The sequence below is a fragment of the Plantibacter sp. Leaf314 genome (assembly GCF_001423185.1).
GTDB lineage: Bacteria > Actinomycetota > Actinomycetes > Actinomycetales > Microbacteriaceae > Plantibacter.
Map to the genome: position 1 here is coordinate 1,009,770 of NZ_LMOB01000001.1, position 18,365 is coordinate 1,028,134.

At 69.2% G+C, this 18,365-nt stretch carries 15 protein-coding genes and 1 tRNA gene; 4 read left to right on the forward strand and 12 right to left on the reverse strand.

Annotated features, from left to right (window positions below):
* Window positions 1-6: 6 nt before the first annotated feature.
* Both ASF68_RS04715 and mfd read right to left on the reverse strand, forming a co-directional pair.
* Entirely contained in the window at window positions 7-975 is a 969-nt protein-coding gene (locus ASF68_RS04715; RefSeq protein WP_056007467.1) for an alpha/beta fold hydrolase, read from the reverse strand.
* Between the two features lie 72 nt (window positions 976-1,047).
* Window positions 1,048-4,671, reverse strand: a complete 3,624-nt coding sequence (gene mfd / locus ASF68_RS04720; protein ID WP_056007470.1) for a transcription-repair coupling factor — start codon at window positions 4,669-4,671, stop codon at window positions 1,048-1,050.
* Window positions 4,672-4,796: 125 nt separating this feature from the next.
* Between mfd and folP the strand changes: the two genes are divergently transcribed.
* Together folP and ASF68_RS04730 are read left to right on the forward strand one after the other, a co-directional pair.
* On the forward strand, window positions 4,797-5,735 hold the full coding sequence (folP, locus tag ASF68_RS04725) for a dihydropteroate synthase (protein WP_082455875.1): 939 nt from the start codon (window positions 4,797-4,799) through the stop codon (window positions 5,733-5,735).
* A gap of 22 nt (window positions 5,736-5,757) precedes the next feature.
* Entirely contained in the window at window positions 5,758-6,543 is a 786-nt protein-coding gene (locus tag ASF68_RS04730) for a pyrimidine reductase family protein (RefSeq protein WP_056007473.1), read from the forward strand.
* Between the two features lie 51 nt (window positions 6,544-6,594).
* Here ASF68_RS04730 and pth read toward each other — a convergent pair whose 3' ends face one another.
* The 3 genes from pth to ASF68_RS04745 form a co-directional block, all read right to left on the reverse strand.
* Window positions 6,595-7,176: an aminoacyl-tRNA hydrolase gene (gene pth / locus ASF68_RS04735; protein WP_056007476.1), complete on the reverse strand. Its 582-nt coding sequence runs from the start codon at window positions 7,174-7,176 to the stop codon at window positions 6,595-6,597.
* A 128-nt stretch (window positions 7,177-7,304) separates the two neighbouring features.
* The gene (locus ASF68_RS04740; protein ID WP_056007478.1) at window positions 7,305-7,913 is read right to left on the reverse strand and encodes a 50S ribosomal protein L25/general stress protein Ctc; all 609 of its coding nucleotides are present in this window, start codon (window positions 7,911-7,913) and stop codon (window positions 7,305-7,307) included.
* 174 nt (window positions 7,914-8,087) lie between these two features.
* Entirely contained in the window at window positions 8,088-8,591 is a 504-nt protein-coding gene (locus ASF68_RS04745) for a gluconokinase (RefSeq protein ID WP_235522562.1), read from the reverse strand.
* Window positions 8,592-8,865: 274 nt separating this feature from the next.
* On the opposite strand from ASF68_RS04745, the gene gndA reads away from it, so the two are divergent.
* Window positions 8,866-10,326: an NADP-dependent phosphogluconate dehydrogenase gene (gene gndA, locus ASF68_RS04750; RefSeq protein ID WP_056007481.1), complete on the forward strand. Its 1,461-nt coding sequence runs from the start codon at window positions 8,866-8,868 to the stop codon at window positions 10,324-10,326.
* 136 nt (window positions 10,327-10,462) lie between these two features.
* On the opposite strand, the gene ASF68_RS04755 is transcribed toward gndA, so the two are convergent.
* From ASF68_RS04755 to ASF68_RS04765, 3 genes are all read right to left on the reverse strand, one after another.
* A complete protein-coding gene (locus tag ASF68_RS04755) occupies window positions 10,463-11,440 on the reverse strand; it encodes a ribose-phosphate diphosphokinase (protein ID WP_056007484.1) in 978 nt (325 codons plus the stop codon).
* A gap of 35 nt (window positions 11,441-11,475) precedes the next feature.
* Window positions 11,476-12,957, reverse strand: a complete 1,482-nt coding sequence (gene glmU, locus ASF68_RS04760; RefSeq protein WP_056007487.1) for a bifunctional UDP-N-acetylglucosamine diphosphorylase/glucosamine-1-phosphate N-acetyltransferase GlmU — start codon at window positions 12,955-12,957, stop codon at window positions 11,476-11,478.
* 47 nt (window positions 12,958-13,004) lie between these two features.
* A tRNA-Gln gene (locus ASF68_RS04765) sits at window positions 13,005-13,076 on the reverse strand.
* 113 nt (window positions 13,077-13,189) lie between these two features.
* On the opposite strand from ASF68_RS04765, the gene ASF68_RS04770 reads away from it, so the two are divergent.
* Entirely contained in the window at window positions 13,190-13,684 is a 495-nt protein-coding gene (locus tag ASF68_RS04770; protein ID WP_056007489.1) for a MarR family winged helix-turn-helix transcriptional regulator, read from the forward strand.
* Here the strand turns inward: ASF68_RS04770 and ASF68_RS04775 are convergent, their stop codons facing one another.
* The 4 genes from ASF68_RS04775 to ASF68_RS04790 form a co-directional block, all read right to left on the reverse strand.
* Window positions 13,685-14,344: a methionine ABC transporter permease gene (locus tag ASF68_RS04775; RefSeq protein WP_056007493.1), complete on the reverse strand. Its 660-nt coding sequence runs from the start codon at window positions 14,342-14,344 to the stop codon at window positions 13,685-13,687.
* A 1-nt stretch (window position 14,345) separates the two neighbouring features.
* Window positions 14,346-15,374 (reverse strand): methionine ABC transporter ATP-binding protein, encoded by a 1,029-nt coding sequence (locus ASF68_RS04780; RefSeq protein WP_056007496.1) that lies wholly within the window; start codon window positions 15,372-15,374, stop codon window positions 14,346-14,348.
* Window positions 15,375-15,475: 101 nt separating this feature from the next.
* Window positions 15,476-16,378, reverse strand: coding sequence for a MetQ/NlpA family ABC transporter substrate-binding protein (locus tag ASF68_RS04785; protein ID WP_056007498.1), 903 nt, complete (start codon window positions 16,376-16,378; stop codon window positions 15,476-15,478).
* A gap of 139 nt (window positions 16,379-16,517) precedes the next feature.
* On the reverse strand, window positions 16,518-18,317 hold the full coding sequence (locus ASF68_RS04790) for an ABC-F family ATP-binding cassette domain-containing protein (protein ID WP_056007501.1): 1,800 nt from the start codon (window positions 18,315-18,317) through the stop codon (window positions 16,518-16,520).
* Between the last annotated feature and the right edge of the window lie 48 nt (window positions 18,318-18,365).

Here is an 18,365-nt window from a genome sequence, read left to right on the forward strand (position 1 = left end):
GACCGATCACCCGCGGGGCGGGACGGCCGGCTCATCGACGCCGGCTGCGGCGAGGAAACGCCCGACCCCGGCCGCGATCTCGGGCGATCTCGTGTGGTGCAGGTAGTGGTCGGCGTCGAGCGGGACGACCTCGCCGCGGATGACGCTCGCCGCCTGGTCCTCGTGCAGCGGGAGCCAGCCCTCCACCGTCGGGTTGTGACGTTGCACGAACAGCAGCACCGGGAGGTCGCTCGGAAAGGTCTTCCCCTTCGCCGCGCGGAAGTTCGCCGCGATGCGGGACATCTCGTCCGACGACGTGGCACTCGAGGTGTTCCGCTGCGAGATCATCCCGAGCTGCTCCCGGGTGTGCTGCTCGTAGGGCGGATCCGGGTAGGGGTCTCCCGACAGCGCCGTGACGAGACGGGTGATACCGAGCGCCTTGGCCGCGCGCAGGGCGTCGACCGGCAGGGCCGCGTCCATCCCGGGCTGGTCGGGGACGCTGCTGTCGATACCGACGAACGCCGTCACCTCGTCACGGAACCGCTCGACGTAGTCCAGTGCGTAGATCCCGGCGATCGAGTGCCCCATGAGCACGTACCGGTCGATGCCGAGCTCGGAGACGGCCTCGTGGATCTCGGAGACGATGTTCGCGGTCGTGCGGGGCGCGTCGGTCTGGTCGCTGAGCCCGTACCCGAGCGGCTCGACGACGACCACCCGGTACGTCGCGGACAGCTCGTCGGTGAGCGGCGAGAAGTCGAGCACGGGCGAACCGGTGCCGAAGCCCGGCAGCAGGACGATCGTCTGCTGACCCTCCCCCGCCACCTGGACGTTCATGCGTCTGCCGTCGACCTCGACCCGCTGCCCGTAGTCCTCGATGCGCGTGGCCTCGGAAGCCGATGTGGCGGTGTTGACGATGGTGGTCGTGAGGAGCCCGGCGAGCACGAGCGCGACGAGCGCCACGACCCCGGTGAGGACGATGCGGAGGAACTTCTTCATCCCTCCACGCTAGGAATGAACGACACCTGTCGGATCAGCCGCGGGTGCCGATCTCGTCGTCCCGAAGTCCCATCAGGACCGCGGCGTCTCGGCCGCAGGTACCTCCGGCAGCGGGTAGATCGCGTTGAGGAACTGCTGCACCCACGCGATGAGGTCCGTGTCGGCCAAGGCTTCATCACCCACCCGCGGCAAGGGCACGATGACGGTGTTCGTCTGCGCCAGGTACTTCGCACCGGGGTACATGCGACGCAACCGGGTCTGGATCGAATCCGGCAGATCGGCGGGCGTGACCCGGAGGTTCGGCCCCACGGCGATGAGGTCGCTGAGTCCGGAACGCTGCGCCCGCTGCCGCAGCCGTGAGACCGCCACGAGCGTGCTCACCTGCGCCGGCGGTTCGCCGTAGCGGTCGGTGAGCTCGTCGATGACGAGGTCGATCTGGCCGTCCTTCGCGGCGGGACCGGAGGCGGCGGACAGCTTCTGGTAGGCCTCGAGCCGCAGGCGCTCGCTGTCCACGTACTCCTCGGGGATGTGCGCGTCGACCGGCAGTTCCAGCCGGAGTTCCGTCTGGCCCTCGGCGACGTCACCGCGGAAGGTGGACACGGCCTCGCCGATCATGCGGAGGTAGAGGTCGAACCCGACACCGGCGATGTGCCCCGCCTGCTCGCCACCCAGCATGTTGCCGGCGCCCCGGATCTCGAGGTCCTTGAGCGCGACCTGCATGCCGCTGCCGAGCTCGTTGTTGGCCGCGATCGTCGACAGGCGGTCGTGGGCGGTCTCGGAGAGGGGCTTGTGCTCGTCGTAGAGGAAGTACGCGTAGGCGCGCTCGCGACCGCGCCCGACCCGCCCACGGAGCTGGTGCAGCTGACTCAGGCCGTACTTGTCGGCGCGGTCGATGATGATCGTGTTCGCGTTCGAGATGTCGAGGCCGGTCTCGATGATCGTCGTGCAGACGAGGACGTCGAAGCGGCGCTCCCAGAAGTCGACGACGACCTGTTCGAGTGCGGCCTCGCCCAGCTGGCCGTGCGCGATCGCGATCCGCGCCTCCGGGACGAGCTCGGCGAGGTCGGCCGCGACCCGGCTGATCGACGACACACGGTTGTGGACGAAGAAGATCTGCCCCTCGCGGAGGAGTTCGCGCCGGATCGCCGCCGAGACCTGCTTGCCGTTGTACGGCCCGACGAACGACAGGATGGGGTGCCGGTCCTCCGGCGGCGTCGCCAGGGTCGACATCTCCCGGATGCCGGTGACGGCCATCTCGAGCGTGCGCGGGATCGGCGTCGCGCTCATCGCCAGGATGTCGACGTTCGTCTTCAGTTTCTTGAGGGCGTCCTTGTGCTCGACGCCGAACCGCTGCTCCTCGTCGATGATCACGAGACCGAGGTCCTTGAAGTGCACCTTGTCGGTCAGCAGGCGGTGGGTGCCGATGATGACGTCGACGGTGCCGTCCGCCAGTCCGGCGAGCGCCTCCTTCGCCTCCTTGTCGCTCTGGAACCGGCTGAGCGGTCGGAGGTGCACCGGGAATCCGGCGAAGCGCTCCTGGAAGGTCTCGAAGTGCTGCTTGACGAGCAACGTCGTCGGCACGAGCATCGCGACCTGCTTGCCGTCCTGGACCGCCTTGAACGCCGCCCGGACGGCGACCTCCGTCTTGCCGAACCCGACGTCGCCGGACAGGAGGCGGTCCATCGGGATCTCCCGCTCCATGTCGGCCTTGACCTCGTCGATGGTCTGCAGCTGGTCGGGCGTCTCCGCGAACGGGAACGCCTCCTCCAGCTCGCGCTGCCACGGGGTGTCGGGCCCGAAGGCGTGCCCCTTCGACGCCATGCGGGCCGAGTACAGCTTGACGAGCTCGACCGCGATGTCGCGGACGGCCTTGCGCGCCTTGCTCTTGGCCTGGGACCAGTCGCTGCCGCCCATCTTGCTCAGCTGCGGGGCCTCGCCGCCGACGTAGCGCGTGAGGAGGTCGAGCTGGTCGGTGGGGACGAGCAGTTTGTCGCCCGGGTACCCGCGTTTCGACGGCGCGTACTCGAGCACGAGGTACTCACGCGTGCTCTTCACGGGGTTGCGGCCACCGCTCGAGACCTCCCGTTGGGTCATCTCGACGAACTTGCCGATGCCGTGGGTCTGGTGCACGACGAAGTCGCCCGAGCGCAACTGCATCGGGTCGACGACGTTCTTCCGGCGGGTGGCGAGCTTCTTGACGAGTCGCGAGTCGTAGCCGGCGGTCCGCCCGTAGAACTCGGTCTCGCCGAGCAGCATGAGCTTCGATGACTCGAGCTCGAAGCCGCCCTCGACGTCGGCCTGCAGCAGGTAGGCGACCCCGGGCTCGGGGTCGGCGGGCAGCTCGTCGACCATGCGTGCGGCGATCTCGTGCTCGGCGAGGACGTCGGCGGCTCGCTCGACGAGGCCGACCCCGCGCGCGGCGACGATGACCGTCCAGCCCTCACGGACGCGGGCGGCGACGTGCTCGATGGCGCCCTCGACGTTGCCGTGGAAACTCGGCACCGTGTCGCCCTCGACCGTGACCGTGAGCAGTTCGTCGAGTTCGAGGTGCTCGGGGAGCGTCTCGACGTCCGGCCCGGCACGGAAACCGCTGAGGGTCCACCACGGGTGGTCGGGGGCCGGAGCCCCTGGTGCACTGAACGTGACGGAGTCCTTCAGCGCCCCGAGCGACATGAAGTCGCCGGACGCGAGGTCGATCGGCGCGTTCGCCCCCACGGTCGCCGCGCTCCAGGCGGCGGCGAGGAACTCGCGGTTCGTCTCGGCGAGGCTGATCGAGCGCGTCACGACGCGCTCCGGTGAGACGACGGCCACGGCCGCTCCGTCCGGCAGGTAGTGCGTCAGCGGCACGAGGCGGTCGACGAGCGCCGGGGTGAGCGACTCCATGCCCTCGACGGCGATGCCCTCCGCGATCTTCTCGAGGATGCCGGTCAGGCTCGGGAACTCGTGCTGCATCTCCGCGGCGCGCTGCCGGACGGCCGGACTGAGGAGCAGCTCACGCGACGGCGGCAGGCGGATGGCGTCGACCGGCTCGGGCAGCGAGCGCTGGTCGGCCACCGAGAACGCCCGGATGCCGTCGACCTCGTCGCCGAAGAACTCGACCCGGTAGGGGTGGTCCGCGACGGGCGGGAAGACGTCGAGGATGCCGCCGCGCAGCGCGAACTCGCCGCGCCGGGACACCATGTCGACGCGGGTGTACGCCAGCTCGACGAGCCGGAGGGCGATGGCGGCCAGGTCGTGCCCGCGGCCTCCCTGGACGAGCTCGATCGGGGCGGTGTCGGTGAGGTTGTCCGCCACGGGCTGGAGGGCCGCTCGGACCGACGCCACGAGGAGGAACGGACGCTCGCCGGTCCAGGCGCCGAGCCGCCGCAGCGCCTCGAGTCGTCGTCCGACGATCTCCGCGCTCGGGCTGAGGCGCTCGTGCGGCAACGTCTCCCAGGCGGGGAACTCCACGATCTCGGCTTCCGGCATGAGGTCGCTGAGCGCGGAGCGGAGCCGCTCCGAGTCGCGGCCGGTCGCCGTCACGACGAGGGCCGCCTGAGATGCACCCTGGCGACCGCGTTCGTCCATGAGCGCCGCGAGGAGCGGGGCACGGAGGCCGTCGATCACGGAGAAGTCCGCGCTCTTGCCCGCATACGCAAGGGCGTCGTCGATCGTTGCGGCGCGCCGAAGCGCGTGAGTCAAACCCTGAAGCGTCACCGGGACAGCCTACGCCGAGCCACCGACACCGGTGACCGGACGGGCCCGTCCGCCACCGCTGTCAATCGGCTGCGGACGACGCCCCATGCGCCGTCCCGGTCCGCCTGACGCGCCATGATTGAGGCATGACCAGCACGGAGCCCCGGCCCGACCAGTACGCAGCGGTGGAGCCGGTTCGCGGCTTCCCCCTCCCGCCCATCCGTCAGCCGATCCGCCGGATCGGCGCACGGACGTTCGACTTCTCGAAGCAGGTCGCGGTCATGGCGATCATCAACCGCACCCCCGACTCCTTCTTCGACCAGGGCGCGACGTTCTCGCTCGACCGCGCCGTCGAGGCGGCGGTGACGGCCGCAGAACAGGGCGCGGACTGGGTCGACATCGGCGGCGCGAAGTTCGCCCCCGGTCCGGAGATCCCGGCGGCCGAGGAACTGGACCGGGTCCTCCCGGTGGTCGAGGCGCTCGCCGCTCGCAGCGACGTCGTGATCTCCGTCGACACCTTCCGCCCCGAGGTCGCCGCCGCCTGCATCGCGGCCGGCGCCTCCGTCATCAACGACACGACCGGCATCCACGATCCGGCACTCGCCGACGTGGTCGCCGCGAGCGAGGCGACCCTCGTCATCACGCACAGCCTGGCGAAGCCCCGGCAGCCGCACCCTCGGCCGCACTACGACGACGTCGCGCGCGAGGTCGCCGCGTTCCTCGCCGACCGGGTGGAGCTCGCGATCGCACACGGCGTCCCCGAGTCCCGACTCATCGTCGACCCGGGCCACGACCTCAACAAGACCACGGTGCAGACGCTCGAACTGACCCGCCACCTGGGTGAGATCGCCGCACTCGGCTTCCCGACGCTCGCCGCCGTGTCGAACAAGGACTTCATCGGCGAATCCCTGGACCGCCCGAAGACGGAGCGCCTCGAAGGGTCACTCGCCGCGGCGACCGCCTGCATCCTGCTCGGTGCTCGCATCGTGCGCATGCACGCCGTGCCGGAGTCCATCGCCGCCGTGCGCATGGTCGAGGCGATCCTCGGCTTCCGCGCGCCGGTCGCGCCCGTCCACAACCTCTGACCCACACCCCTCGAGGAGCCCGATGAGCACCCCCACCATCACCAGTCTCGTCCCCGGACGGGACGAGGCCATGTCGATCGACGACCTCGTGGCCGCGTACACCGTCGACGATCGCGCCGCCACGACGGTCCGCGTCAACTTCGTGGCGAGCCTCGACGGCGGCGCGACCGTCGACGGCGTCTCCGGAGACCTCGGCGGACCGGCCGACAAGGTCGTGTTCGACATCCTGCGCCGGCTCGCGGACGTCGTCCTCGTCGGAGCGGGCACGGTACGCGACGAAGGGTACGGGGCGATGCGCCTCGACGTCGACGCCGCGACCTGGCGGGACGAACACGACCTCCCGCTGCACCCCGTGTTCGCGATCGTCTCCGGTTCGCTCGACCTCGACCTCCGCTCGGACGTCTTCACCCTCGCTCCCGTCCGCCCGCTCGTCGTCACGACGGATCGGGCCGACCCGGCGAAGCGTGCGGCGATCGAAGCGGTCGCCGACGTCGTCGTGTGCGGCGACGAACACGTCGAACCGGCGAGGGTGGTCGAGGCGCTCGCGGAACGCGGCCTGCGGCAGATCCTCTGCGAGGGCGGGCCGGCGCTGTTCGGCTCGTTCATCGACGCGGACGCCGTCGACGAGTTCTGCCTGACGATCAGCCCGACCCTCGTCGGTGGCCAGAGCTCGCGGATCTCGGCCGGGCCATCGCCGGCGGCGCCGCGCGGGTTCCACCTGCAGCACCTCCTGCGTTCGGAGGACCTGCTGCTCTCCCGGTACGTGCGAGCCCGACCGACGTCCACGCCGGAGTCGTCTACCCGGTGACCCGGCCCCGGGACACCACCGTGGCGCCGACGACCCCGCAGCTCGCGGGGGTCAGGCCCCGTGGAACCGGGTCTGGGCCGCGAGGAGCCCTTCGGACACGAGGAGCTCGACAGCGTCCGCCCCATCGGAGACGAGCATCGGAAGCTGCTCCCGCTCCGTCCCCGCGAAGTCCTTGAGGACGAAGTCGGCTGCGTCCTGACGGCCGGGCGGGCGGCCGATGCCGACGCGCACCCGCGAGAACTCCGGAGTCTTCAGGGCCGCAGCGATGTCGCGGATGCCGTTGTGGCCACCGTGGCCGCCGCCCTGCTTGAGCTTGATGGAGTCGAACGGGATGTCGAGCTCGTCGTGGACGGCGATGACGTGGTCGGGCTCCACCGAGAAGAACTGGGCGAGCGCCGCGGTCGGCCCACCGGACAGGTTCATGTAGCTGTTCGGCTTCGCGAGGATGAGCTTCGGGCCTCCGGGGACGAGTCGTCCCTCCGCCACGCGGGCGTTGCCCTTGTGGCTCTTGAAGGTGCCACCGATCCGCTTCGCGAGTTCGTCGAGGACCATCTGTCCGACGTTGTGCCGGTTGCGGGCGTATTGCTCGCCAGGGTTGCCGAGCCCGACGACGAGCCATGTGTCTGCAGCCATGCTGCCTTCCTGATCGAACGCCTCGGTACGCCCGGTGAGACCGGCCAGAAACCGAGCGAACCTGCCGCCTGCCATGCCCCGAGACTATCGGGGCCGGCGGGCGACAGGTTCGTCTGCTGGGGTGGTGACTACTCTGCGGCCTCGGCTGCGGTCTCCTCGGCGGCGGCCTCAGCGGCCTCCGTCTCCTCGTCGGCCGGAGCGGACGGCACGGTGATCGCGACGATGAGGACGTCGGCCTCGGTGATGAGCGACGCGCCCTTCGGGAGCTCGAGGTCGCCGGCCAGGATCTGGGCGCCCTCTTCGAGGCCCTCGACACTGATGGTGACGCGCTCGGGGATGTGGGTGGCCTCGACCTCGAGGCTGACCGTGGTGGCGTCCTGGTTGAGGATGGTGCCTGCGGCGGACTCGCCCTCGATGGTCACGGGGATGTCGACCTGGACCTTCTCGCCCTTCTTGACGACGATGAGGTCGAGGTGCTCGATGATCTGGCGCACGGGGTCCTTCTGGACGTCCTTCACCAGGGCGAGCTGGCCCTTGCCGTCGATGTCGAGCTCGAGGACCGCGTTCGACTTGCGGAGGATGAGCAGCATCTGGTGGCCGGGCAGTGAGACGTGCACGGGCTCGGTGCCGTGGCCGTAGAGCACGGCCGGGATCTTGCCGAGGGCACGGAGCTTGCGGGCTGCGCCCTTACCGAACGATTCGCGGAGTTCCGCGGCTACCTTCAGGTCTTCAGACATGATGTTCTCCTCACGGGTCTTGCACCCGGTTGGTCGTGCCGCGACGCTGCGCGGCGGAATGGATGAGTCAACTCGAACGCGTATCTGCGTGAGGAAAAGCCGGAAGCCAGACCACCGCGTCGATCACGGAAGCTGCCACGGGCCGCTTCCCTCGCCGAAGTTCAATGGGAGAGTCTACCGCACGGCCTGGAGGCCCGCGACCGCCTCGTCCACGATCTCGTCGACGGTCGCGTCGACGTCGACGATGAACCCCGGCTCGTCGGCGTCGAGCTCCTCGAGCAGCGCGAACTGCGAGTCGAGCAGCGACGGCGGCATGAAGTGCCCGCTCCGGCCCTCCATGCGGCGGCCGAGCACCTCGCGCGAGCCGTGCAGCAGGACGAACCGCACGCCCGGCGCCTCCGCGAGGATCGCCTCGCGGTACACGCGGCGGAGCGCCGAGCAGGCCATCACGAGCCCGGTGTCCTCGGCGTCGGCGAGCGCCTTGCCCACGAGGGCCAACCACGGCCACCGGTCGGGATCCTCGAGCGGTGTCCCCGCCGCCATCTTGCGGACGTTCTCGAGCGGGTGCAGCGCGTCGGCATCGACGAACGGCACACCCAGCCGATCGGCGATGAGGACGCCCGTCGTACTCTTCCCGGACCCGGACACGCCCATGACGACGACGAGCGGTGCATTCACACGGAACCCCCTGCGGTCTCCGGCCCGTGACCGGTGGCCGGCTCGTCCGACCAGGACAGCACGATACCCGACCGCCGTCGGAGCCCACCTGATCGACCCAGGACCGCACCGCCCTCGGAGGTCATTGAGAGGTGCGGGAACACCTCCCTTTGCTACGGTTGCAGCACGGGCCGTGCCCGGATCGACGAGGGCGTCACTGCTGTCACACCGCCGCCGGATCGAGCCCCGAGCACTCGGAACGCCTCCCGCATCACCCACTCTGAAGGAGAACCACATGGTGAACACCGCCGAAGCGCACGCCAACATCGGCGTCGTCGGTCTGGCCGTCATGGGCAGCAACCTCGCTCGCAACCTGGCGAGCCGCGAGGGCAACACGGTCGCCGTGTACAACCGCTCCCCCGAACGCACCGAGCTGCTCGTCTCCGAGCACCCCGAGGCCGGTTTCGTGGCGTCGAAGACCATCGAGGAGTTCGCCGCTTCGCTGTCGAAGCCGCGGACGGCGATCATCATGGTGCAGGCGGGCAAGGGCACCGACGCCGTCATCCAGCAGCTCACCGAGGTCTTCGAGCCGGGCGACATCATCGTCGACGGCGGCAACGCGCTCTTCACCGACACCATCCGTCGCGAGCACGCGGTTCGCGAGACGGGCATCAACTTCGTCGGCGCCGGCATCTCCGGTGGCGAGGAGGGCGCCCTGAAGGGTCCCTCGATCATGCCTGGCGGCTCCGCCGAGGCGTGGGAGACCCTCGGCCCGATCCTCAAGTCGATCGCCGCGGTCGCCGAGGGCGAGCCGTGCGTGACCCACGTCGGCACCGACGGCGCCGGTCACTTCGTGAAGATGATCCACAACGGCATCGAGTACGCCGACATGCAGCTCATCGCCGAGGCCTACGACCTCATCCGCCGTGGAACGGGCAAGTCGCCCGCCGAGATCGCGGAGATCTTCGCCGAGTGGAACCGCGGCACCCTCGAGAGCTACCTCATCGAGATCACCGCCGAGGTCCTCAAGCAGGTGGATGCGAAGACCGGGCAGCCGCTCATCGACGTCATCCTCGACCAGGCCGGTGCCAAGGGCACTGGAGCCTGGACGGTGCAGACGGCCCTCGACCTCGGTATCCCGGTGTCCGGCATCGCCGAGGCCGTGTTCGCCCGCTCGCTCTCGTCGAAGCCGGCGCAGCGCGCCGCGGCCCGTGAGCTCGCCGGCCCCTCCGAGGAGTGGACGGTCGCCGACCCCGACCAGTTCGTCGAGGACGTGCGCCAGGCCCTCTACGCCTCGAAGATCATCGCCTACTCGCAGGGCTTCGACGAGATCGTCGCCGGCGCCGAGCAGTACGGCTGGGACATCAAGAAGGGCGAGATCGCGAAGATCTGGCGCGGTGGCTGCATCATCCGTGCGCAGTTCCTCAACCGCATCACGGAGGCCTACGAGGAGAACCCCGAGCTCGTCGCCCTCGTGACGGCACCGTACTTCAGCGATGCCGTCGCCGAGGCGCAGGACAGCTGGCGTCGCGTGGTCGTCGCGGCCGCCCAGGCCGGGATCCCCTCCCCCGCGTTCTCCTCGTCGCTGTCGTACTACGACGGGCTCCGCGCCGAGCGTCTGCCCGCAGCGCTCGTGCAGGGGCAGCGCGACTTCTTCGGCGCGCACACCTACAAGCGCGTCGACCTCGACGGCACCTTCCACACGCTGTGGTCGGGCGACCGCAGCGAGGTCGAGCAGGAGGGCTCGAGCCACTAGCTCCCAGCCCCTGAACACGCGGAACGCCCGGTCCTCCTCGGACCGGGCGTTCTGCGTTGCTCCGGCTCTCCGGCGGCACGCGAAACGCCCGGTCCGTGACGGACCGGGCGTTTCGCGTCACTCTGGCGGTTCGGCCTTATGCGGCGCCGTCGAACATGCTCGTCACGGAGCCGTCGTCGAAGACCTCGTGGATCGCGCGGGCGATGAGCGGGGCGATCGAGAGGACGGTGAGCTTGTCGAAGCGCTTCGCCTCGTCGACCGGCAGCGTGTCGGTGACGACGACGGAGTCGATCGCTTCGCTCTGCAGGAGCTCGACCGCGGGGTCGGAGAACACGGCGTGCGTGGCGGCGACGACGACGCCGATCGCTCCAGCGTTCTTGAGCGCCTCGGCCGCCTTGACGATCGTGCGACCGGTGTCGATGAGGTCGTCGACGAGGAGGCACACACGCCCTTCGACCTGTCCGACGATCTCGTGGACGCTGACCTGGTTCGGCACCAGCGGGTCGCGACGCTTGTGGATGATCGCGAGGGGCGCACCGAGCTTGTCGCTCCAGATGTCGGCGACGCGGACACGGCCCATGTCGGGCGAGACGACGGTCAGCGTCGACGGGTCGAGCTTCGCGCGGAAGTGCTCGAGGAGGACCGGCATGGCGAAGAGGTGGTCGACGGGGCCGTCGAAGAAGCCCTGGATCTGCGCGGCGTGGAGGTCGACCGACATGATGCGGTCGGCACCGGCGGCCTTGAAGAGGTCGGCGACGAGACGGGCCGAGATCGGCTCSCGGCCACGACCCTTCTTGTCCTGGCGGGCGTACGGGTAGAACGGGGCGACGACGGTGATGCGCTTCGCGCTCGCCCGCTTCGCCGCATCGACCATGATGAGCTGCTCCATGAGCCACTCGTTGATCGGAGCGGTGTGGGACTGGATGACGAAGACGTCGGTCCCGCGGATGCTCTCGTCGTACCGCGCATAGATCTCGCCGTTGGCGAAGGTCCTGGCGTCGGTGGGCAGGAGCTCGGAATCGAGTTCTGCGGCGATCGCCTCGGCGAGTTCCGGGTGGGCTCGTCCGGAGACGAGGACCAGCTGCTTCTTGTTGTCCGCCGTGATGCCTGACACAGACCCTGCCTTCTGCCGGAATCCTCCGGCCTCACTCACGAGTCGACGTTACCAGCCGCAGCCGAGTCGCCCGACACGGGATCCACGGCCGGAGGCGCGGTCGCCGCGGCTGCAGCCGACGCCGCCGCGGTACCCGGGCGCTTCTGCTCGACCCAGCCTTCGACGTTCCGCTGCTGTGCGACCGTCAGGGCGAGCGCTCCGGCGGGGACGTCCTTGCGGATGACCGAACCGGCTCCCGAGTAGGCGCCGTCGCCGACGCTGACCGGAGCGACGAGCGTGTTGTGCGCACCGGTGCGGACATGGGACCCGATGGTCGTGCGGTGCTTGTGCACGCCGTCGTAGTTCGAGGTGATGGTGCCCGCGCCGACGTTCGACTCGACGCCGATCTCGGTGTCGCCGATGTAGCTGAGGTGCGGGACCTTGCTGCCCTCGCCGATCTGGGCGTTCTTCGTCTCCACGAAGGTGCCGATCTTGCCGCGCTCGCCGAGCACGGTGCCGGGGCGGAGGTAGGCGAACGGGCCGACCTCGGCACCAGCGCCGATGACCGACAGCGTCGCGTCCGTCCGGCGCACCCGAGCACCCGGACCGACCTCGGTGTCGACGAGCGTCGTGTCCGGACCGATCGTGGCGCCGGACTCGACGACCGTGGCTCCGAGGATCTGCGTGCCCGGCAGCAGGGTGACGTCGGCGTGCAGTCGCGCCTTGATGTCGATCCACGTCGTCGCCGGGTCCTGGACGGTCACGCCGGCGAGCTGCCAGGCGCGCACGAGGAGGGCGTTGAGCTTCGCCGCAGCGGCGCTCAGCTGCGCGCGGTCGTTGATGCCCTCGACGAGCCAGGAGTCGCTCACCGGGAGCGCCGAGACCTCGGACCCGGCACGCCGGAGCAGGCCGATGACGTCCGTGAGGTACTTCTCACCCTGCGCGTTGTCGGTCGTGACCTCGGCCAACGCGTCGCGGAGCTGGCCCACCCCGAAGAGGTAGACACCGGCGTTGATCTCGTTCACGGCACGCTCGGCGTCGGTCGCGTCCTTCTGCTCGACGATGTAGTCGAGCGCCCCGGCGTCGGTCCGGATGATCCGCCCGTAGCCCGTCGCGTCGTCCGGCACGGCCGAGAGGATCGTCGCGGCGACGTCGTGGTTGCGGTGGCGTTCGATCAGTGTCGTGAGCGTCGCGGCGTTCAGCAACGGGACGTCGCCGTTCACGACGAGGACGTCACCGTCGAAGTCGTCGGGCAGCGCCACGAGCGCCTGCTCGACCGCGCGGCCGGTGCCGGGGACCTCGTCCTGGTCGACGATCGTCGCGCCGGGGAGTTCGGCCTCGATGGCCTCGACGAGCCGGTCGCGCTCGTGGCGGACGACGGCGATGACGTGCGCGGCGTCGAGCGAACGCGCCGTCGCGAGCACGTGCCCGACGATCGGGACGCCACCGAGCGGATGCAGCAGTTTCGGCGTCGCCGACTTCATGCGGGTTCCCTGGCCAGCGGCCAGGATGATGATGGCCAGACGGTCGTCGGTCACGTGTGCTCCCCCTCGGTACGGGCACTCGCCCGGTCGGTGATCGGTCGCTCCGCCACCAGGATTCGAACCTGGACCGAACAGCTCCAAAGGCTGCCGTGCTGCCGTTACACTATGGCGGACCACTCAGCCTGACGGCGGAGCGTGGTCAATTCTGCCATGGATGGGCGACCATCGATTCAGCACCCGGCACTCGATTCGGGCCCGGTCGCCGCTGTGCCTCGATAATGGTGGGATGCCAGCTAGCACCGATGAGGTCGACCGCATCGTCGACGCGTGGAACCGCGAGCGCCCGGACCTCGACTTCTCGCCACTCCAGGTCCTCTCGCGCGTCGCCCGGCTGTCCCGCCACCTCGACCGTGCGCGTCGGGCGGCCTTCACCCGGTCGAACCTCGAGCCCTGGGAGTTCGACGTCCTCGCCGCCCTCCGACGTGCCGGTTCCCCGTACCGGTTGAGCCCGAAGGCACTCCTGCTGCAGACGCTCGTCTCGAGCGGGACGATGACGAACCGCATCGACCGTCTCGTCGAGCGTGGACTCGTCGAGCGGCAGGGCGACCCCAACGACGGCCGGGGCATCCTCGTCCAGATGACCAACGCCGGCCTCAACACCGTCGACGCCGCCATCACCAGGCTGGTCGACGCCGAGGCCGACCTCCTGGGTGGCCTGAGCGGCGCTGAGCAGACCAGGCTGACCGTGTTGCTCCGGAAGCTCAGCCTCGACTTCGACTAGCTAGCGGCGGAGGACCTTCCGCGCCAACCAGTTGCCGAAGAACTGGATGAGCTGGACGAGCAGGATGATGATGATCACCGCGGCCCAGGTCACGACCGGCTCGAACTGCCGGAACCCGTACTGGATCGCGAAGGCGCCGAGCCCCCCGCCGCCGATGAAGCCGGCCACCGCAGACATGTCGACGATGACGACGAACACGAAGGTGTAACCGAGGATCAGCGGCCCGAGCGCCTCCGGCAGGACGATGCTCAGGAGCGTCCGGAGTCGGCTCGCGCCCGCGGCCCGTGAGGCCTCGATGACGCCGGGCGACACCGTCAGCAGGTTCTGCTCGACGATGCGGCTGATACCGAAGGTCGCGGCCAGGGAGATGATGAAGATGAAGGCGTTCGCCCCGATCCCGGTGCCGATCACAAGTCGCGAGAGCGGCTGCGCGGCGGCCAGGAAGATGATGAACGGGATCGGCCGGAAGATGTTCACGATCACGTTGAGCACGCCGTAGAGCACCGGGTGCGAGTAGAGGTTGCCGGGCCGGGTGACGTACAGACCGGTCCCGACGACGAGGCCGGCGATGCCACCGAAGAGGAGGCTGAAGGAGACGAGGTACAGGGTCTCGACGGTCGCGTCGCCGAGCTTCGGCAGGAGGTCGATCAGGGCGTCCATGTCAGCGCACCTCCGTCACGGTGGCCTGCGATCCGATGGCGGTCAACGCCCCGTCGATCGTGGCGTCGTCGCCGCGGAGCGCGAGCGTCAGGTGCCCGAACGCGCGCCCCTGGATGTCGTTGATGCCGCCGTAGACGAGTTCGAAGTCGACGCCGGCCTGCGCGAGCGTGAGGAAGACGCCGGCCTGGGACGCGTCGCCGTCACGGAAGGACAGGGTGACGATGCGGCCGACGTGGCGTTCCTGGAGGACGGCGAGCTCGGCCGGCGACGGGACACCCTTGATGACCGTCGAGACGAAGCGCTTCGACGCCGCGTGCTGCGGGTCGGAGAAGACCTCGAAGACGTCGCCCTGCTCGATGACCTTGCCACGCTCCATGACGGCGACCTTGGTCGCGAGCGACTGGATCACCTCCATCTCGTGGGTGATCACGACGATCGTGACGCCGAGGTCGCGATTGACCTGCTTGAGCAGGGCGAGCACCTCCTGCGTCGTCTCGGGGTCGAGCGCGCTCGTCGCCTCATCGGCGAGCAGGATCCGGGGCGAGGTCGCGAGCGCCCGGGCGATGCCCACGCGCTGCTTCTGTCCGCCGGAGAGCTGGTCCGGGTAGTTGTCCGCCTTGTCGGCGAGGCCGACGAACTTCAGGAGCTCGTCCACCCGCGTGCGCACCTCGGAGCGTGAGCGTCCGGCGACCTCGAGGGGGTAGGCGATGTTCTTCCGGACCGACTTCGAGTTGAAGAGGTTGAACTGCTGGAAGATCATCCCGATGCCGAGTCGCAGCTGCCGCAGTCCGCTCTCCGAGAGCGTCGTCACCTCGGTCCCGTCGACGACGATGCTGCCGGACGTCGCCGGCTCGAGCGCGTTGATGAGCCGCACGAGCGTGGACTTCCCGGCTCCCGAGTAGCCGATGATGCCGAAGACGTCACCGGCCTCGATGTCGAGGTCGACGCCGTCGATCGCTGCGATCGGTGGGGCGCCCTTCTGCGGAGACGGGTAGCGTTTCGCGACGTCTCGGAGGCTGACGAGTGGCATGCGGGTGTCCTCGGGGTGGGGCGGTCAGCGGGCGGGGAAACGACGATGCGTTCCTGCGGGGGCGGGTGACAGCCTCCCACAGGAACGCATCGGACGCTGGATCAGCCCTTGGCCTTGATGTCCTTCTGGACGGTCTCGAGCGACTGCACGAGGTCCTTGACCGGCGTCTTCAGGGGCACGGCCGTGCCACCGGAGTTCTCCACGACGCCGTCGACGACGGACTTCGTGTCCTGGTAGATCTTCACGAGCTTCGCGTACGTCTCGTTGTCGGCGTCAGCGGCCTTCGCGGCGAAGATGTTGACGTACGGCAGGGCGTTCGGGTCGGACGGGTCGTCCTCGGCGATCGCGTCGGACGCCTTCAGACCGGAATCGTTGATGAAGTCGTTGTTGATGATCGCACCGGTGACGTCGGGCAGCGAGGTCGGCGTGAGCGAGGCCTCGAGCGAGGTGACCGTGACCTTCGACTTGTCGGCGATGATGTCGTCGGGCGTCGAGAAGATGTTGCCGCCGTCCTTGAGCTCGAGGAGGCCGGCCGACTGCAGGACGAGGAGGGCGCGCGCCTGGTTGCTCTCGTCGTTCGGGATGGCGATCGTGTCGCCCTTCTTGATGTCCTTCACGCTGTCGACCTTGGTCGAGTAGAGACCGAGCGGGTAGATCGCGGTCGAACCGATGGGCGTGAGGTCTTCGCCGGAGGCCTCGTTGTACTGCGCGAGGTAGACGATGTGCTGGAACTGGTTGATGTCGATCTCGCCCTCGGTGAGCGCGGGGTTCGGCTGCGTGTACTCACCGAAGTCGACGATGTCGACGAAGATGCCCTCCTTCTCGGCGGCCTCCTTGTAGGTCTCCCAGTAGGGGTCGCTCGCGCCGACGACGCCGATCTTGACGGGGTTCGCCTCGGTGCCCTTGTCTTCGGCGGCGGCGCCTGAACCGCCGGCGCATCCGGCGAGGAGCGCGATGGCGGGGATGATGGCCAGTCCGGCCAGAAGCTTCTTCGAGAAGGTCATTGCTGTGATTCCTCTTTCGGGTGGTGCGCGCCGGTGGACGCTGATTCGACGGTACGTCGGCCTAGCAGGGATGACGAACCGGTGCGTAACACTTCGGAACAGAGCGACGGACGCGGTCGATCGCGGTCGACGACGGCGACTATTCGACGAGCTCGGACAGCTCCAGCCAGCGCACCTCGAGGTCGGCGATCTCGCCGTACATGGCCTGGATCTTGGCGCCGAGCGCCGTGATCCCGGCGAAGTCGTTCTGGTCGTGGACCGCGACCTTCTCGTGAGCCTGCTCGATCTGGCCGTTGAGCTTGTGGAGCTTGCGGTCGATCGCCTTGATCTCCTGCTGCGCGTTCCGCAGCTCCGCACCGCTCAACTTCGGCGTCTTCTTCGTCGGACCGCCGCCCGAGGCCGTCGGGCGGTCGTGCTCCTGCGAGCGGCTGCCGGCGGTCCCGGCGTTGAGCTTCAGGTACTGGTCGATGCCACCGGGGAGGTGGCGGAAGTGGCCGTCCATGATCGCGTACTGCTGGTCCGTCACGCGCTCGAGGAAGTACCGGTCGTGCGAGACGACGAGCAGGGTGCCGGGCCACGAGTCGAGGAGGTCCTCCATGGCCGCGAGCATGTCCGTGTCGAGGTCGTTGGTGGGCTCGTCGAGGACGAGGACGTTCGGCTCGTCGAGCAGGATGAGCAGCAGTTGCAGACGTCGACGCTGGCCACCCGAGAGGTCCTTCACCGGGGTCGACAGCTGGGCGCTCGTGAAGCCAAGGCGTTCGAGCAGCTGCCCGGGGGTCATCTCCTTGCCACCGGCGACGTAGCTCGTGCGCTTGCGTCCGATGACGTCGCTCACGCGGTCCTGCTCGTACTCGGCGAGCTCGTCGAGCTGCTGCGTCAGCGTGGCGACCTGCACGGTCTTGCCGCGCTTGACACGCCCCTCGGTGGCCTCGACCTCGCCGGTGACGAGTCCGAGGAGCGTCGACTTGCCGGCGCCGTTGACGCCGAGGATGCCGGTGCGCTCACCCGGGGCGATGCGCCACTCGACGTCCTTGATGATCGTGCGGTCGCCGTAGGACACGGTGACGTCGAGGATGTCGACGACGTCCTTCCCGAGTCGGGCGGTCGCCATACCGGCGAGCTCGACCGCGTTCCGCACCGGGGGTTCGTCGGCGATGAGCGCGTTGGCCGCTTCGATGCGGAACTTGGGCTTGGCCGTCCGTGCAGGAGCGCCGCGGCGCAACCACGCCAGCTCCTTCTTCATGAGGTTCTGACGCTTCGCCTCGGACACGGCTGCCGAGCGGTCGCGCTCGACGCGCTGGAGCACGTACGCCGCGTACCCGCCCTCGAAGGGCTCGACGATGCGGTCGTGCACCTCCCAGGTGGCGGTGCAGATCGCGTCGAGGAACCACCGGTCGTGGGTCACGACGAGCAGGCCGCCCGAGTTCCTGGACCACCGACGGTTCAGGTGTTCGGCGAGCCAGGTGATGCCCTCGACGTCGAGGTGGTTGGTCGGCTCGTCGAGGAAGAGGATGTCGTGGTCGCCGACGAGGAGCGCCGCGAGCGCCACCCGACGACGCTGACCACCGCTGAGATCGGCGACGAGGGCGTCCCAGGCGATGTCGGAGGCGAGGCCGGAGATGACGTCGCGGACCTTCGGGTCGCCCGCCCACTCGTGCTCGTAGAACCCGCCGACGATCGTCTGGCCGACGGTCTTGTCGTGATCGAGGGTGTCGGACTGGTCGAGCACGCCGACCGTGACGCCGTTGCGCACGGTGACCCGACCGGAGTCGGGCTCCTTGCGGCCCGCGAGGAGACCGAGGAGCGTGGACTTGCCGTCGCCGTTGCGGCCGACGATGCCGATGCGGTCGCCCTCGTTCACCCCGATCGTGATGCCGTCGAAGACGACTTTGGTCGGGTACTCGAGGTGGAGCGCTTCAGCGCCGAGAAGGTGTGCCATATCCGGTCTACGATACCGGCTCCGGCGACGCGCGGCCTCCGTGCACCC

Bases quoted from the DNA above. Each gene is read 5' to 3' on its own strand.
- folP (WP_082455875.1), top strand. From the start codon at position 4,797: ATGACCAGCACGGAGCCCCGGCCCGACCAGTACGCAGCGGTGGAGCCG.
- ASF68_RS04740 (WP_056007478.1), bottom strand. From the start codon at position 7,913: ATGTCTGAAGACCTGAAGGTAGCCGCGGAACTCCGCGAATCGTTCGGT.
- gndA (WP_056007481.1), top strand. From the start codon at position 8,866: ATGGTGAACACCGCCGAAGCGCACGCCAACATCGGCGTCGTCGGTCTG.
- ASF68_RS04780 (WP_056007496.1), bottom strand. From the start codon at position 15,374: ATGCCACTCGTCAGCCTCCGAGACGTCGCGAAACGCTACCCGTCTCCG.
- ASF68_RS04730 (WP_056007473.1), top strand. From the start codon at position 5,758: ATGAGCACCCCCACCATCACCAGTCTCGTCCCCGGACGGGACGAGGCC.
- pth (WP_056007476.1), bottom strand. From the start codon at position 7,176: ATGGCTGCAGACACATGGCTCGTCGTCGGGCTCGGCAACCCTGGCGAG.
- ASF68_RS04790 (WP_056007501.1), bottom strand. From the start codon at position 18,317: ATGGCACACCTTCTCGGCGCTGAAGCGCTCCACCTCGAGTACCCGACC.
- ASF68_RS04715 (WP_056007467.1), bottom strand. From the start codon at position 975: ATGAAGAAGTTCCTCCGCATCGTCCTCACCGGGGTCGTGGCGCTCGTC.
- ASF68_RS04775 (WP_056007493.1), bottom strand. From the start codon at position 14,344: ATGGACGCCCTGATCGACCTCCTGCCGAAGCTCGGCGACGCGACCGTC.
- ASF68_RS04785 (WP_056007498.1), bottom strand. From the start codon at position 16,378: ATGACCTTCTCGAAGAAGCTTCTGGCCGGACTGGCCATCATCCCCGCC.
- ASF68_RS04770 (WP_056007489.1), top strand. From the start codon at position 13,190: ATGCCAGCTAGCACCGATGAGGTCGACCGCATCGTCGACGCGTGGAAC.